This is a genomic window from Agromyces aurantiacus, assembly GCF_016907355.1.
GTDB lineage: Bacteria > Actinomycetota > Actinomycetes > Actinomycetales > Microbacteriaceae > Agromyces > Agromyces aurantiacus.
In genome coordinates, this window is sequence record NZ_JAFBBW010000001.1 from 1,052,140 (window position 1) to 1,068,667 (window position 16,528).

The following is a 16,528-nucleotide window of genomic DNA, read 5'->3' on the forward strand; positions in this document are numbered from 1 at the left end:
TCATCGGGACTCGAGGGCGACGGTGAGCGACGACCGGGCGTTCAGCGAGTCAGGGTGGAACCCCGCCGCGGCCTTGTACTCGGCGGCGATCTGCTCGAGCTCCGATTGCGGGATGACGTCGTGGATGTCGTCGAACCCGTGCGGTGCCCGTTCGCGGGCGAGCTGCATCACGCGTTCCGGTCCGGTCCGACGAGTCAGCGCGAGCAGTGCCTCGGTGGCGGGGCGACGGATCCGGTCGTACTCCTCGAGCGCCGCCTCCGGCGACGGCGCGGTCGCGAGCTGGTACGCGAGGGTCCGTGCGTCGAGGATCGCCTGCGAGCCGCCGTTCGAGCCGTTCGGGTACATCGCATGGGCCGCGTCGCCGAGCAGGGTGGTGCGTCCGAAGGTCCAGCGCGGCAGCGCGTCGCGGTCGACCATCGGGTACTCCAGGATCTCGTCGGAGGCGGCGATCGTCGCGGGGATGTCGAGCCAGTCGAAGCGCCACTCGCGGAACAGGTCGACGATCGGCGCCGGGTCGACCGACCGGTTCCAGTCGACGTCGGGGCTGCCCACCCCGCGGCGCTCGGCGATGAAGTTCACGCGCTGGCGGCCGCCGGGCCCCGGATTCTCGAGCGGATACGCGACGAACTTCTGCTCGCCATCGCCGGCCATGACCATGGTGCGACCGTCGAGGTACGGGTCGATCACGGCGGTGCCGCGCCACAGCGTCAGGCCGCTCCACACCGGGTCGCCGTCATCCGGGTACCGCAGCGCGCGCAGCGCCGAGTGGATGCCGTCGGCGCCGATGACGACGTCGGCCTCGACGTCGGTCGTGCCCTCCGCCGTCGCGAAGGTCGCCGTCGCGGTCGTACCCTCGGCATCGTCGATGCCGACGAGACGGTGACCGAGGTGGACCACGTCGCCCAGGCGTTCCTCGACCGCCTCGAGCAGCGCCAGCTGCAGGCGGCCCCGGTGCACCGAGAGCTGCGGCCACCGGTAGCCCGCCGCGAGACCGCGCGGTTCGCTCCAGATCCGCTGCCCGTGCCGCGTGAAGTAGGTGAGCGTGGACGGCGCGACGCCGAGCGCGCCGACGCGCTCGGCCAGCCCGAGTTCCGTGAGCTCGCGCACGGCGTGCGGCAGCAGGTTGATGCCGACGCCCAGCCCGCGGATGCGGTCGGCGCGTTCGAAGATGCGGATGTCGCGGAAGCCGGCCGCCTCGAGGCTCAGGGCGGCCGCGAGGCCGCCGATGCCGGCGCCGGCGATGACGATGCGCACGAGTACGACTCCTTCGTGGTCGGGCCGAGCGCCCGGTCTGAGTGGTGGGAACGGTCGGCGTCTACCGGCGCGCCGGCTCGGGCTGCGCCGGCACCGCGGCATCCGTGACGACCCGGCCGTCGACGAGCGTCAGGAGCACCCGCGCGCGCCCGAGCTCGTCGGCCTCGACGGTGAGCGGGTCGGCGTCGAGGACGGTGAGGTCGGCGACGGCGCCGACCTCGAGCACACCGCCGCGCTGCCCGATGGTCGTGTACGGGTGGGTGGTGAAGCCGCGCAGCGCATCCACCGCGTCGAGGGCCTGCTCCGGATGGACCGGCCTTGCCGCCGGGTCGTCGTGCGGGCGTCGCAGCCGGGCGTCGGCGAGGATGCCGACTGCGTCGCTCGGCGCGATCGGCCAGTCGGAGCCCAGGGCCAGCGGCACGCCCGCACGGACCAGGTCGCCGGTGCGGAAGCCGCGCGCCGCCCGCTCCTCGCCGAGCCGCTTCGACCAGTGGTCGGTGCCGTCGGCGCGCGTGAACAAGGTGCAGTGCGTCGGCTGCATGCTGGCCGTGATGCCGGATGACGCGAAGAGCTCGAGCGCGGCATCCGTCATCGTCTCGATGTGCTCGACCCGGTGGGTCGCGTTCCGGTGCGGCAGGCCGGCGATCGCGCGCACCACGAACTCGATGCCCGCATCGCCGATAGCGTGGGTGGTCGTCGGGATGCCGCGGCGGTCGAGCTCGGTGAGCGCCTCGCGGTACTGCTCCGGGTCGAGCCAGAGCGACTTGGTCGACTCGCCGAGGCAGTCGGGCTCGTGCAGCCAGGCCGTGCCGTTGTCGATCGTGCCGTCGATCATCATCTTCACGCCCTCGACGACCCAGCGACGCCCGCGCGTTCCCTGCAGGCGTGCGAGCCGGTCGACCTCCTCGACGGCGGTGCCGGGTTCGAACCACGGCGACATCCGCAGTCGGATGGGCAGGTCGCGGGTCTGCTCGATCGCCCGGAGGAGCTCGATCGTGTCGGGCGCCAGGTCCTGCACCTGCCCGGCGGTGAAGCCGGCGCGGGCCATCCGCAGGAGCACGTCATGGAGCCGGTCGACGCGCTGGTCGAACGAGAGCTCCGGGACGAACGGCTGGACGATCGCCATCGCCTGCAGTTCGAGGAGGTACCCGGTCGGCCGGCCGTCGGCATCGGTGACGACGCGGGAGCCGTCCGTGAACCGCTCGTCGCCGCGGCATCCGGCGATCTCGAGGGCCCGGCTCGAGGCCAGCGCGGCGTGCGCGTCGAACAGCCGGATGAACGCCGGGCGGCCCGGGGCGACCTCGTCGAGCACGCGGTTGGTGACCTCGCCGCCCTCGAACGCGTTCGGGTCGAGCCCCCAGCCGAGCAGCCAGTCGCCGTCGCCCAGGTGCTCGAGCTCGGCGCGCAGGCGGTGCTCGACGTCGGCGAGGGTGCGGCATCCATTCAGGTCGGCGCCGCGCGTGAGGCCGAGGCCGAACACGGGGTGGATGTGGCTGTCGACGAAGCCCGGGAGGATCGCCGCGCCCGGCAGTTCGATCACCGTGGTGGCGTCGTCGATGAGCGGCTCGAGGTCGGCGCGCCCGCCGATGGCGAGGATCCTGCCGTCGGCGACCGCGACGCCCGTGGCATCCGTCGGGGCGAGGTCCTGGTCGGCCATGGTGATGACGCGGCCGCCGAAGACCACGGTCTCGGCGCTCGTGCGAGTGCTCATCGTGCCTCGACCTCCGCTCCGCCGATGCGGGCGTACAGCTCGGGACGGCTCGAGCGGAGCACGAGCGCGTACACGCCGCCCGCAATCAGCACCAGCGGCACGACGGCCAGGATGACGGCGTTGATCGCCGGGCCCGCCGCGGTGAGGAAGTCGATCGTCGACACGAGGATCGCCAGGAGCACGGTCATCGCCACGATCGAGAAGATCGCCGCCGGGAGCACGTACCACTTCCGCTCGAGGTGCCGGTTCCGGAGGATGAAGACCAGGACGGCGACCGACGCGAGCAGCTGCAGCGTGATGATGCCGTAGACGCCGGGCGAGTTGACCCAGATGACGAGCTGCGTCAGTGGGTCGAGCCCGGCGACGCCGAAGGCGAGGACGACGGCGACGGCGACCACGCTCTGCAGCAGCCCCGCGACCCACGGCGCACCGAATCGGTTGGTGCGGTTGAAGAAGGCGGGCAGGATGCCGTCGCGCGACAGCGCGAAGCTGTACCGGTTGATCGCGTTGTGGAAGGCGAGCTGCCCGGCGAAGATGCTCGAGACGATCAGGATGAACATGACCGCGACGCCCCAGTCGCCCACGTACTGCCCCATGGCGATGAAGAAGAACGCGGCCGGGTCCTCGGCGATCACCCCCTGCGCCTGCGCGTCGCCGAAGGCCTGGATGACGAGCCACAGCGTGCCGGTGTAGAAGAGCGCCAGGAACGCCACGGCGATGTACGTCGCGCGCGGGATGGAACGGACCGGGTCGCGCGTCTCGTTGCGGTAGAGCACGGTGGACTCGAAGCCCATGAACGCGGCGAAGCCGAACCCGAGGATCGCGAACATGCTCGGCGTGAAGATGTTCTCCGGAGCGAACGTCGCGAACCCGAGGTCGCCGCCGCGCTGGCTCAGGATGGCGGCGGCGAGGACCAACAGGAGGGCGGTCTCGAGCACGAGGAGGACGCCGAGCACGCGCGCGCCGACATCCACGCCCGCGGCGGCGAGACCGAACACGAGCGCCGCACCGACCACGGCGAGCACCCACCAGGGCAGCTGGATCCCGAAGACCTGGGCGAGCATGCCCTCGGCCATCACCCCGAAGAGGCCCCAGAGCCCGATCTGCAGGAGGTTGTACGACACCCACGCGAGGAACCCGGCTGCCAGACCGACGACCTTGCCGAGCCCGACGGCGATGTACGTGTAGAAGCCGCCCATGGGCTTGAGGTTGCGGGCGGTGAAGAGGAAGCCGATCGAGAAGACGGCGAGGACCACGCCGGCGATCGCGTAGACGAGCGGCGCCGAGACGCCGCCGATCAGCACCGCGAGGGGGCCGATGCCGGCGAGCACGCTGAGGGGTGCCGCCGCCGAGACCACGAGGAAGACGACGCCCCACGTTCCGAGCGCCGCGCTCTTCAGCGTGCCGGTCTTGGGTGTCTCGTCGAGGAGGGTCGAATCGAGGGTCACGAGCAACTCCTTCGTTGAATGCTGACCCGTGCCCGAGCGATGCGGCGACGGGGGTGACGTGAGCAGAGTCTGTCTCATTTCCGTCGGATGCGCAATCGATTGTGCAAATATGTCCCGAGTCGCTCGGTCGATCGTTAGGATCGTCCGGGGAGGGGAGGCATCCGATGGTCGCCACACGCCCGCCGACGCTGCAGGATGTCGCCGACCGCTCCGGTGTCTCGAGGGGAACCGCCTCGCGGGCGCTCTCGGGCGTCGGTCGCGTCTCGGCGGAGACGCGCGCTCGGGTCGCCGCGGCGGCCGCGGAGCTGAACTTCACCACGAACAGCGGGGCGAGGAACCTCCGTCGCGCGCGCGCCGGCTCGATCGGCCTCTGGCTGCCGCAGGGCCTTCGCTTCATGGACTACTACATGAACTTCACCTTCGGCGTGGTCGAGGCGACCAACGACCGCGAGCTCACGGTCTCGCTCATCCCCGGCGACTTCCCGCCAGACAAGGCGCCCGGCCTGCACGTCGACGGCTTCGTGATGGCCGACGTCGACGGTCACGACGAGCTCGCCCGGGCCATCCTCGCTCTCGGGAAGCCGGTCGTCACCTCGGAACTCGTGCCGCCGGGGATGCCGGAACCGACCGCCTCGGTGACGGCCGACCATGCCGCCGCGACCCGACTGCTCCTCGATCGGCTGCGCGAGGGCGGCGCCGCCTCGATCGTGGTCCTCATCCCCGACATCGACCAGATGTGGGTGCAGGCCGTGCGCGAGGCCGCCGCCGCCTGGTCGGCGGAGCGCGCGGTGGGCCTCTCGATCCTTCCGCTCGCCGGCATCCCCGCCGCATCCGAGCTGCGCCAGGTCGTCGATGGGCTCATCGCGGCCCGGCGCGACGTGGATGCCATCGTCTGCGTGCCCGACGGACTGGGCGTCGGCATCCTCTCGGCTGTGCAGGAACTCGGTCGCACGGTGCCGGACGACCTCCAGATCGTCTCCTACGTCGACGGCGCCACGATGCCGATCGTGCAGCCGCCCATCAGCGCACTCGACCTGCGGCCCCGCGAAGCCGGACTCCGCGCCGGACAGTTGCTGGTGTCGCTGCTCGACGGGACGGCGCCGGGGGTGGAGTCGGTGGCCGGTTCGGAGCCGGGAGGGACCATCGTCGAGACGTTCGACCTCGTGTACCACGAGCGAGGCTCGACCCGGCGGCGCGAGGACGCGGCCGGGCGGTGACCCGCGGGCACCCCTGCATCGTGTCGGGCTGCCGTTTGATCAAACGATTGACCAAGGTGCTCAGGCCGTGTTATCGTCCTGCTCAAACGCTTAACCAAAGGACATCACCGCCGATGACTGAGCCCGTCTTCTTCCGCCCGACCGACGCATGGGTCGGCGACGTCATCCCGTGGCAGGAAGACGGCGTCTTCCACCTCTTCTACCTGCACGAGGTTCGCCGCACCCCGAAGCCGGGCACTCCGTGGAACCTCATCACCACGACCGATCTCGTGCGATTCGACGACCGGGGCGTCGCGCTCGCGGCCGGCGACGACGACGCATCCGACTTCAACGCCTACACCGGCAGCATCGTCCGCGATGCCGACGGCGTGCACCACCTCTTCTACACGGGGCAGAACCCGCGCCGCCTCGGCGACGACGGCCTGCCGCTCCAGCTGGTCATGCACGCGACCAGCGTCGACGGCATGGCGACGTGGCAGCGCCATCCGGAGCACACCTTCGGTGCGTCGATCCGGTACGAGACGGCCGACTGGCGAGATCCCTTCGTCTTCCGCGACGAGGAGGCCGGCCTCTGGCGCATGCTCATCGCCGCGCGCCACGTCGGCGGCCCCGAGCGACGCCGCGGCGTGATCGCGCAGTGCGTCTCGCACGACCTCGCCTCGTGGCAGCCCGTCGAGCCGTTCTGGGACCCGCGACGCTACATCACCCACGAGTGTCCCGAGGTGTTCCAGTGGGGCGACTGGTGGTACCTCGTCTACTCCGAGTTCTCGGAGTCGTTCACCACGAGGTACCGGATGGCACGCAGCCTCCACGGGCCGTGGCGGGTCCCCGAGCACGATTCCCTCGATGGCCGTGCGTACTACGCCGCGAAGTCGGCCGAACGCGACGGGCGCCGGTTCTTCTTCGGCTGGATCGCGAGCCGCGACGGAGCCCGCGACGACGGCCCGTGGCTGTGGGCCGGCACGCTCTCGGTGCTCGAGGCGCGGCAGAACCCCGACGGCACGCTCGCGTTCGGGTTCCCGGCCGAGCTCACCGCGAGCTTCACCGAGATGCAGTCGATCGGATTCGACGAAGCCGACGAAGACGAGCTGCCGCCCGCCGCCATCGGCGGCACGCCGATCGAACTGCGCGCGCACGACGGCTACCGCGCCGTGGTGTCGCGCGAGGAGCTGCCGAGCGCGTTCCACGCCGCCGTCACCTTCGATATCGCCGCCGGCACCACCGAGTGCGGAGTGCTGTTGCGATCGAGCGCAGACGGCGACGAGGGCTACGTGATCCGCCTCGAGCCCAAGCGCCACCGGATGGTGTTCGACCGCTGGCCGCGGCCGCGCACCGGAGACGGCCAGTGGGAGGTCTCGGGCGACGTCCCGTACGTCATCGAACTCGAGCGGCCGTGCCACCTTCCGCCCGGCGAGCACACGCTCGAGGTCGTGGTCGACGGCGACCTCTGCGTGGCCGTGCTCGACGGCCGGGTCACCCTCAGCACCCGGCTGTACGACCGCCCTGCAGGTCGGCTGGGACTGTTCGTCGGCGAGGGCGCCGCGGTGGTGACGGGATGCCGCATCGGCACTCGCCCCGACGCGGAGTCCGCGCCCGACGAGACCGGAGCCGCGGCGCTCGTCGCGGCATCGGCGACAACCTGAACGACGCACCCCCGACACCGCACCACCGACAACTGAACACGATTCCCCGCATTCCGGCTTCAATCAATGGAGATGAACGACATGAAGCACAACCGCATCAGGGCTGCGGCGGTCGCCGCCGCGGCATCCGTCGCCCTCGTGCTGAGCGGCTGCGCGGGCGGCGCCGCCACCGCGACCGGCGATATCGATCCCGACGGCGAGATCCAACCGCGCGAGATCTCGTGGCTGCTCTCCCGCCCGGCCGATGGCGGCGTGATCACCGCCATGCAGCAGATCGCCGACGAGTACGCCGAGAAGCATCCCGGCTTCTCGCTGAACCTGATCACCACGCCCGACCGGCCCTCGTACATCCAGAAGTACGAGACCCTCGCCGCAGCGAACAAGCTGCCCGAGCTCTTCGACACCGACGCGACGCCGTTCGCGAAGAAGCTCGCCGACCAGGGCCGCATGATCGACGCCGAGGCGCTGCTGAAGGACCTCGACCTGTATGACGATTACCGCCCGGCGGCGCTGAACTACCAGCGGTTCGACGACGGCTCGCTCTACATGGTGCCGTTCGAGTTCCAGCTCGAGTTCTTCTGGTACAACAGAGCCCTCTTCGACCAGGCCGGCGTCGAGGTGCCGACATCGCTCGACGATTTCCCCGCGATGTGCGAGGCACTGCGAGCCGCCGGCGTCACGCCGATCGCGCTCGACGGCCAGGACCAGTGGCCGCTGGAGCGGTACATGGCCTACCACCCGTTCCGCACTGCAGGGCCCGAGTACGTGCAGCAGCTGAAGAAGGGCGATGCGAAGTTCGCCGACCCCGACGGCGAGGCCGCAGTCGAATGGCTGCATTCCCTGGGCGAGGCCGGATGCTTCGCCGAGGGGTTCTCCTCGACCGGGTACGCCGACGCCCAGGCCCTGTTCACGTCGGGCAAGGCGGCCGTGTACAACATCGGCACGTGGGAGCTCGCGAACCTCGCCACCGAGAACCTCGATGCGGGCGTCCGCGACGACGTCGACTACTTCACGCTTCCGCTGACCCCTGATGCCGTCACCGCCGCGAACGAGTACGTGACCCCGTCCGGCATCGGCATGGCGATCAACGCGAAGACGTTCGATCCGCTCGTGCGCGACTTCCTCGCGTTCGCGCTCGAGCGCTACCCCGAGGTGTACGCGGCGACCGGCGCGCTGTCGCCCACGTCGAACGTCGAGACCACGATCCCCGACAACGCTACGCCCCTCTACGAGCGGGCCGTGCGGCAGGCCGACGATGTCGGCGAGAAGATCGCGATGCCGTGGGACACGCAGCTCGATCCCACGTCGAACACCCGCCTGCAGCAGGAGTTGACCCTGCTGGTGCAGGGCGAGACCGCCCCCGACGAGTTCATCGAGACGATGGACGCCACGATCGCCGAGAACGGCCCCGCTGCCTTCGAGTGATCCGCATGGTGGGGGCTGCCGCGTGCGGCCCCCACCATGACCCCCCAACCCGCTCCGCCGCCCGCCCCATCCGAGAGGTCATCATGAGCACCTCGATGCTCCCCAGCCGGTCGAAGACCTCGGTCCTCGTCTTCCTGATCCCGCCCCTGCTGCTCTACGGCGTGGCCGTGCTGCTGCCGATCCTGCAGTCGTTGTTCCTCAGCTTCTTCAGCTGGGACGGCATCACCTCGCTCCGCTTCGTCGGGTTCGACAACTACGCCCGCATGTTCGTCGGCGACGACGTGTTCTGGACGGCGTTCTTCAACTCCCTCGGCTACCTCGCGATCTGCCTCGTGCTGCAGCTCGGCGGCGCACTCGTCGTCGCCAGCCTGCTCATCTCGCTCCGCCGCGGCCGCGAGGTCGTCAAGACGCTCTACCTGCTTCCCGCGGTCATCTCGACCGTTGCGATCGCGTTCCTGTTCCAGCGGATCTACTCGCTCGAGCCCGTCGGGCTGCTCAACCAGCTGCTCGCCTGGGTCGGCCTCGAAGGGCTGCAGCAGGCGTGGCTGTCGAACGTCGACACCGTCCTCGCCGCGGTCTCCATCCCCGAGGGATGGCGGTTCACCGGGCTGTACATGCTCATCATCTACGCCGCCCTGCTCGCGGTGCCGCAGGAGCTCGAGGAGGCCGCGCGTCTCGACGGGGCGAACTGGTGGCAGGTGTTCACCAGGATCCGGTTCCCCTACATCCGGCCGGTCTGGATCACGACCACGATCATGGCGACCACGTATGCGCTGCGCGGCTTCGACATCCCGTACCTGCTCACCAATGGCGGCCCAGGACAGGCGTCGGAGCTGCTGACCACCTACATGTACAAGACCGCATTCACGCACACCGACTACGGGTACGCGAGCACCATCTCGGTGTTCATCGTCGTCGAGTGCCTCATCGCGGTCGGGCTCATCATCCTCCTGCTCCGACGGAAGGCCGACGCATGACCGCCACGGCTCTCGCCCCGACTCCCGAGCGGGCGCCTGCGCCGGCTCCGACCGGGCACATGTCACCTCGTCGCAGGCAGCGGCTCAACGTGCATCGCACGCTCGCGAGCGTCGTGATCTGGCTGATCGTGATCGTGCAGGTCTACCCCCTCGCCTGGCTCTTCATCACCAGCATCCGCACCGAACAGGACTTCGCGAGCGGCAACCCCTTCGCGCTGCCGAGCGAGATCACCTTCGACAACTACGCTCGCGCGTTCGCGACCGGAAACCTCGGGCTCAACATCGTGAACAGCCTGATCGTGACCCTCGGAGCCAACCTGCTCATCGTGCTGCTCGGGATGATGGCGGCCTACGCACTGCAGGTGCTCGGGTTCCGACTCAGCCGCTTCGTGCGCGGGCTGTTCCTCATCGGCATCATCGTGCCCGTCCAGATCGCCCTCGTGCCGCTGTTCATCGACTACTCGTCGGTCGACCTGCTCGACACCTACCAGTCGATGATCATCCCGCTGGCGGCGTTCTCGCTGCCGATGTCGATCTACCTGTTCTCGTCGTTCTACGAGTACATCCCGCGCGAGACCTACGAGGCGGCCTCGATCGACGGGGCTGGACCGTATCGGATCTTCGGGCAGATCACGTTCCCGCTCTCGGTGAACACCATCGTCACCGTCGTGCTCGTGAACAGCATCTTCATCTGGAACGACTTCATCTTCGCCAACACGTTCGTGCTCTCCGACGACCTCAAGACCATCCCGCTGGGTTTGCAGAACTACATCGGCGCGATGGGCAACGTCGACTGGACCGCCACGTTCGCCGCCGTGTGCATCACGATCACGCCGTTGCTGCTCGTCTTCCTCGTGTTGAACAAGGCGATGATCTACGGTCTGGAGAGCGGGGCCACGAAGGGATGACGGATGCGAACCCGAAGGCGAGGCGGCCGGTGAGCGCCGAGAACGGCCGTTCGTCGCATCCGGTGACCATGCGGGATGTCGCGAAGGCCGCCGGCGTCTCGGTGGCGACCGTCTCGCACGTGGTCAACGACAATCGCAACGCGCGCATCGGCGAGGCCGCTCGTGAGCGGGTGCGGAAGGCGATCGACGAGCTCGGCTACCGCCCGAATGCGCTCGCGAAGAACCTGGTGAGCGGCAGCTCGAAGTTCATCGGCCTGGTCGCGGACGCGATCGCGACGACCCCGTTCGCGGGCCAGATCATCCATGGCGCCCAAGACGAGGCGTGGAAGCACGGCTACGTGCTGCTCGTCGCGAACACCGAGGGGAACCGCGCCGCCGAGGACGAGGCGATCGGGATGATGCTCGAACACAAGGTCCGCGGCATCCTCTACTCGACCTGGTACCACCGGGCCGCCGAGATTCCTCGGGCACTGCTCGAGACCGACGTGGTGCTGGTGGACTGCTTCTCCGAAGCGGGCGAGGCGCCCGCCGTCGTGCCCGATGAGGTGGAGGGAGGGCGTTCGGCGACTCGGCTGCTGCTCGACGCCGGCCATCGGCGTATCGCCATCGTCAACACGACCACGCCGTCTCCCGCGCATGACGGTCGGCTCCAGGGGTACCGTGAGGCGCTGGACGCTGCGGGCATTCCCTTCGACGAAGCGCTCGTCTTCGACGCGCGCCCGGAGCAGGAGGGCGGCTACGACGTGACCGACGCCGTCGTGGCCGCGGGCGCGACCGCCGTCTTCTGCCACAACGACCGCGTGGCCATGGGGCTCTACGACGGCCTGCGCGAGCGGGGCCTCTCGATCCCCTCGGATGTCGCGGTCGTCGGCTTCGACAACCAGGAGGTCATCGCGGCCCACCTGCGCCCTCCGCTCACGACCGTCGCGCTTCCGCACTACGAGCTCGGCGTGCTCGGGGTTCGCCTGCTGCTCGGCCTGGACCCGGTGCCGGACGGCGGCAGGCTCGCCGTCGCGTGCCCGCCCGTGATCCGGTCGTCGGTCTGAGCGCTGCATGCCCGAATCGCAGATGAGGGCTCCGGCAACGCGATCGCGTGCCACCGAATCCGCCGCCCCACACGACGTGAGCCCGAGAATGAGACCGAACTTCCACTTCACCGCCCGGAGCGGGTGGATCAACGATCCCCACGGGATCACCTATCGCGACGGGCAGTACCACGCGTTCTTCCAGTTCGTGCCCGATCGCACGACGTGGGCGCCGAACTGCCACTGGGGCCACGCCATCGGCTCCGACCTCCTGTCGCTGTCCGAGACCTCGGTGGCGATCGCGCCCGGCGACGGCGACGACGGCATCTGGACCGGCTGCCTCGTCGTCGACGGCGAGGACCCGGTGGCCTTCTACACGGCGACGAGCGTTCCGGAATTCGGGATCGGTCGGATCCGCTCGGCGCATCCGGTCGACCCCGACTGGCGGGAGTGGCGCAAGGGCGACGTCGTCGTGGAGGCGCCGAGCGAGCTCGACCTGATCGCGTTCCGCGACCCGTTCGTCCGCCGCGAGGAATCCGGTTGGCGGATGTTCGTCGGGGCCGCCCATCGGGACGGGACTGCGTTCGCCCTGTCCTGGACGTCGCCGGACCTCCGCGCCTGGACCTACGAGGGCGTGGTCCTGTCGCGCTCGACCGCCGAACGCGACCCGGTCTGGATGGGTGCGCTGTGGGAGTGCCCCCAGTTCGTCGACGTCGACGGAATCGACGTCATGGTCTCGTCGGTGTGGGATGCCGACGTCCTCCATTACGCCGGCTACGCGACCGGTGCGCTCCGGAACGGGGAGTTCGTCGTGGTCGACTGGGGTCGGCTGACCCACGGGGACGGCTACTACGCCCCATCGCTCTTCTTCGACGCGCAGGGCCGGCCGTGCCTGTCGTTCTGGATCCGCGGCATCGCCGACGAGTCCGCGGGATGGGCCGGCTCGCACAGCGTGCCCTACCGGCTGTCGGCTTCGAACGGCGCCCTCGTGGCGTCGCCTCACCCGGATGTGGCCGCTCACCGGGGCGACCCCGCCGTCGACGGCCGCGTTGAAGGCCTCGCCGCCGACGTCGAATGGGATGCCGCCGTCGGCGACCTGAGCGTCTCGTGCGGCTCGGATCGCCTGCTCCGGATCGTCCGCGCTGCCGGATCCGTGATCGTGACGATCGGCGACGACGAGTGGGCCGTGCCCGCTTCGGATCGGCTCCGGATCCTCATCGACGGTCCCGTGCTCGAGCTCTCGTCTCCGGCGGGCCTGTTCGCTGGGACGCTCCGACCGACCGGTGAGGCGCTGGAGGTCAGCGCCTCCACGGGAACGCTCGGCGTGTTCCCGTTGCTGCCGCACCGTCGCGGCTGACGCACGCGGTCGTTCGGCGCCGTCGGACTCGTGCCACGGCCCGCCATGATCTACCGTCGGGAGGGAAGCCGGACGGAGCAGGAGGTCGGACGCTGAGCGGATCCGGAGACGACCGCGACCTTGCGCGACCCAGACCGGGCATCGCGGCCGTCGCGCGAGCCGCGGGCGTGTCGCCGACGACGGTGTCGCACGCGTTCTCCGGCACCCGGACCGTGGCGCCCGAGACCCGTGAGCGCGTGCTCCAGGCGGCGGCCGTGCTGGGGTACGCGCCCAACCGCGTGGCACGTGGACTGCGACTCCGGCGCACCGGCGTGATCGGCCTCGCGAGCGACCGCATCGCGACGACGCCCTTCGCCGGCCGCATCATCGAGGGCGCGCAGGAGGTCGCCCGTGAGCACGGGCTCCTGCTCGTCGTCGCCGACTCCGGTGGCGACGACCAGCACGAGTCGAGGCTGCTCCGGTCCTTCGTCGACCAGCGCGTCGACGGCATCCTGCTCGCCCGCATGTTCCACCAGGTGGTCGCTGAACCGCGCGATCTCGCCGGGGTCCCATCGGTCCTCGTCGACGCCGTCCCCGAGCCCGGCTGGCGGGTGCCGGCCATCGCACCCGACGAGGTGGGGGTGGCCGTCACGGCAGTGGAACGACTGCTCGCCGCGGGCCATCGACGCATCGCCGCGGCGACGACGGTCGACGACTCGCCCGCGACGCGCGGTCGCGCCGCCGGCTTCGGACTCGCGCTCGAGCGGGCGGGACTGGATCCGAAGGCGGCACTCGTCGCCGAGTCGACCTCGGACGCCGCGGGAGGCAGGGCGGCGGGTCGTCGGCTCCTCGACCGGCCGCCGGGCGATCGGCCGACGGCGGTCTTCTGCTTCAACGACCAGATGGCGATGGGCGTCTACCAGGTGGCCGCCGCGCTCGGCCTGGACATCCCCGGAGACCTCTCGGTGATCGGCGTCGACGACCTCGACCTCGTCGCTGCGGCCCTCGACCCGGGCCTGACCACGGTGGCGCTGCCGCACCGCGAGATGGGCCGGTGGGGCATGGCGACACTGCTCGGGCTCATCGAGGATCGCACGGCCCCCGCCGCCGATCCGGTGCTGCTCGAATGCGAGCTCATCGAGCGAGGCTCGGTCGGATCGCCCTGACCTCACGGTCGGAGGGCGTCATCCTGCCCGCTCGACGGGTGCGACCGCGAGGGGCGCGAGTTCGAACCGGTCGATACGCGTCGCGCCGGAGACGGACTCGACCGTGAGCGCGTTCGCGTGGGGCATCCCGAACGCGAGGCTCGACAGCGCGGACTCTCCGCCGTTCACGAACACCTCGACCGACGAGGCGTCGACGATGAGGTCGAGCGCGACGGTTCCGTCGGCCGAGGGCGTCGCCGGTGCGGTGCGCACCTCGCGGTAGGCGTCGGGCATGGCGGATGCCGCCGCGTCGGCGTCGCGGGCGACGAACGCGGTGCCCGAGGCGAAGTCCACCCCGACGGTCGCGAATCGGCCCCCGCCCTCGAGTACCCGGAACCGCACCTCGTCCGCCGGGTCGGCCGGGTCCGGGGCGAGGGTGACGCGCAACCGGTAGGCGTCGGACGTCGGCTGGGGCAGCAGGAGGTCTCCCTCCGGGGTGGCGATCGCCGAGTCGAGGACCTGAGGGTCGCCCTCCAGGGCATCGAGCGAGTCGACTGGCGTCGACCGCAGCGACATCCGCTCGCCCTCATCGACGAGGCGCAGCTCGCGCACCACCGAGTCGGCGCCGCCGCTCCAACCGTCGGTCGGGAGGTCGCTCGCGTACGACCAGTTGTTGAGCCAGCCGATCGCCAGGCGTGAGGCGAGGCGGTCGCGTTCGCCGAGGCGAGGGTCGTCCCACGTGACGGCGGCGTAGAAGTCGGAGCCCCGGTCGAGCCACTGCGGTTCGTCGGAGTCCGGCGTGAACGACCGCCCGTCCCAGTCGCCGATCCAGTAGGCGGTGCCGGTCGTCATCCCGTACAGTTCCCCGTTCACGCCTGCGGCCAGCACCCAGCGCGTGGTCGACGGGTCGCCGTCGACCGACATCTCGAAGAGGTCGGGGCACTCGAGGATCCCGAGGTCGTCGCGCTCGAAGCCCGAGCGGTACGTCCATGACCTCAGGTCCGGCGAGGTGTAGAAGCCGAGCTTGTGCCCCTCAGCGAGCACCATCCGCCACTCGCCTCGCTCGTCGTCCCAGTCGACCTTCGGATCGCGCCAGTGCTCCGCGCCGGGGTTCTCCATGACCGGGTTGCCCTCGTACGACTCGAATCGGTACCCGCCGTCGGTCGACACGAAGAGGGATTGGCGCTGGACGCCGTCGAGCTGCTGGGTGACCAGGGCGATCACGGCGCCGGCGCCGAAGCCGGCGGAGTCGTCGGTGTCGACGACGGCGCTGCCGGTCAGGATGTCGCCGAGGCCGTTCTCGTACTTCTCGATCGCGATGCCCTCCTCGCGCCAGTGCACGAGGTCGGTCGAGGTCGCGTGGTACCACTCGGTGCCGTTCGCGTCGGGATAGTCGGGGTTGTAGAGGTAGTAGTAGTGCCAACGCCCGTCCAGCCAGAACGGACGCTGCGGATCGTTCATCCATCGTTCGGCGGGGGTCAGGTGCACCGCGGGCCGGTACGCCGACCAGTCGGACGGCCTCGTATAGGCGACGTCGGCATCCGGACCCGGTTCGGTCGCTGTCGGTGCCGGCTCGGATGGCGCGCCGCCGTTCGCCTGCACGATCAGGGCTGCCGAGACCAGGCCCGCGATGACGAGCCCCGCGGCGAGCCACGGAATGATCGCCTTCCGACGCGAACGCTGCGTGCCGCTGCGATCGTCTCGCCCGCGCCGAGGCTCGGGTGGTGTTGTCCGGTTCATGATCCTCCGTGGAATCGGCGACCACCGGCTCCGGGTCCCGCATGCGGGGCCGTCCGTCGGGACCGGTGGCGCCGTCGCATGTCGTGTGTTCGGGGAGGGAGCGCAAGCGCCACTCGAGGAATCGCCGGCAACGCTAGCCGGATACAAATCGATTTGCAAACCGTGCGATCTCGAGCGCCGCCGTGGAAGCGCGCTCATCCGCGAATGCTGGCGGATCGGGGAATTCCGTGCATGGACAGCCGTCGTACTCGATCAGGAGCAACGCTTGACATCGTTGTCAGTCTGCGCATAGGTTCCTGTGTCGGGGGAGCACAGACGCCACGTTCTCGAGGATTCGCTCAATCCTGACCGCCGCGGATCGGCACGATCCCGGACCGAAAGCGAAGAACGTGAAGACCACGCGCAACGATTCGCCGCGCCTGCCCGGACGCCCGGGCACGGCGGCCGACGGCGCTGCACGCACCAGCACCGTCCGGATGGCGGCGACCGATCTCGCCTCGGCGCGAGCCCGAGCCCGAGCCGTCGAGCCGGACCACGACTCCCGACCGGACGGCTGACGCCGGACCGGATCGGATCCGATCGACGGCACCGAACCGTCGACGGGATGCGGTGGGCGACCCCGTCCACCGTCACCGCCGACCGCGACCCGGGGGACCCGGGCCGATGCCCGCGGAGGGCCGCGGTCGACCGTTCACCCTA

The 16,528-nt window shown here is 70.2% G+C and carries 12 protein-coding genes; 8 read left to right on the forward strand and 4 right to left on the reverse strand.

Annotated elements, in window-relative coordinates; translation table 11 throughout:
• The 3 genes from JOD46_RS04940 to JOD46_RS04950 all read right to left on the reverse strand — a co-directional run bounded on the left by JOD46_RS04940 (position 1) and on the right by JOD46_RS04950 (position 4,413).
• Positions 1 to 1,254 carry a flavin-dependent oxidoreductase gene (locus tag JOD46_RS04940; protein WP_204392070.1) on the reverse strand — a complete coding sequence of 418 codons (1,254 nt, stop codon included), beginning with the start codon at positions 1,252 to 1,254 and terminating at the stop codon, positions 1 to 3.
• Positions 1,255 to 1,315: 61 nt separating this feature from the next.
• A complete protein-coding gene (locus JOD46_RS04945) occupies positions 1,316 to 2,965 on the reverse strand; it encodes an amidohydrolase (protein ID WP_204392072.1) in 1,650 nt (549 codons plus the stop codon).
• Entirely contained in the window at positions 2,962 to 4,413 is a 1,452-nt protein-coding gene (locus JOD46_RS04950) for an APC family permease (protein WP_307834913.1), read from the reverse strand. The genes JOD46_RS04945 and JOD46_RS04950 overlap by 4 nt, the downstream gene beginning before the upstream one ends.
• 164 nt (positions 4,414 to 4,577) lie before the next feature.
• On the opposite strand from JOD46_RS04950, the gene JOD46_RS04955 reads away from it, so the two are divergent.
• The 8 genes from JOD46_RS04955 to JOD46_RS04990 all read left to right on the forward strand — a co-directional run bounded on the left by JOD46_RS04955 (position 4,578) and on the right by JOD46_RS04990 (position 14,110).
• The gene (locus tag JOD46_RS04955) at positions 4,578 to 5,630 is read left to right on the forward strand and encodes a LacI family DNA-binding transcriptional regulator (protein WP_204392076.1); all 1,053 of its coding nucleotides are present in this window, start codon (positions 4,578 to 4,580) and stop codon (positions 5,628 to 5,630) included.
• A gap of 113 nt (positions 5,631 to 5,743) precedes the next feature.
• Entirely contained in the window at positions 5,744 to 7,273 is a 1,530-nt protein-coding gene (locus tag JOD46_RS04960; RefSeq protein ID WP_204392078.1) for a glycoside hydrolase family 32 protein, read from the forward strand.
• A gap of 81 nt (positions 7,274 to 7,354) precedes the next feature.
• Positions 7,355 to 8,698 carry an ABC transporter substrate-binding protein gene (locus JOD46_RS04965; protein WP_204396280.1) on the forward strand — a complete coding sequence of 448 codons (1,344 nt, stop codon included), beginning with the start codon at positions 7,355 to 7,357 and terminating at the stop codon, positions 8,696 to 8,698.
• Positions 8,699 to 8,793: 95 nt separating this feature from the next.
• Positions 8,794 to 9,675: a carbohydrate ABC transporter permease gene (locus JOD46_RS04970; RefSeq protein WP_204396285.1), complete on the forward strand. Its 882-nt coding sequence runs from the start codon at positions 8,794 to 8,796 to the stop codon at positions 9,673 to 9,675.
• A gap of 59 nt (positions 9,676 to 9,734) precedes the next feature.
• Positions 9,735 to 10,583 (forward strand): carbohydrate ABC transporter permease, encoded by an 849-nt coding sequence (locus JOD46_RS04975; RefSeq protein ID WP_204396290.1) that lies wholly within the window; start codon positions 9,735 to 9,737, stop codon positions 10,581 to 10,583.
• Between the two features lie 29 nt (positions 10,584 to 10,612).
• Positions 10,613 to 11,629 (forward strand): LacI family DNA-binding transcriptional regulator, encoded by a 1,017-nt coding sequence (locus JOD46_RS04980; RefSeq protein ID WP_504739291.1) that lies wholly within the window; start codon positions 10,613 to 10,615, stop codon positions 11,627 to 11,629.
• A gap of 88 nt (positions 11,630 to 11,717) precedes the next feature.
• Positions 11,718 to 12,965 carry a glycoside hydrolase family 32 protein gene (locus JOD46_RS04985; RefSeq protein WP_204392082.1) on the forward strand — a complete coding sequence of 416 codons (1,248 nt, stop codon included), beginning with the start codon at positions 11,718 to 11,720 and terminating at the stop codon, positions 12,963 to 12,965.
• A gap of 140 nt (positions 12,966 to 13,105) precedes the next feature.
• Complete coding sequence (locus tag JOD46_RS04990) at positions 13,106 to 14,110, forward strand: LacI family DNA-binding transcriptional regulator (protein ID WP_307835101.1); 1,005 nt, start codon at positions 13,106 to 13,108, stop codon at positions 14,108 to 14,110.
• Between the two features lie 18 nt (positions 14,111 to 14,128).
• Here JOD46_RS04990 and JOD46_RS04995 read toward each other — a convergent pair whose 3' ends face one another.
• Positions 14,129 to 15,829, reverse strand: coding sequence for a glycoside hydrolase family 32 protein (locus tag JOD46_RS04995; RefSeq protein ID WP_239562588.1), 1,701 nt, complete (start codon positions 15,827 to 15,829; stop codon positions 14,129 to 14,131).
• Positions 15,830 to 16,528 lie beyond the last annotated feature (699 nt).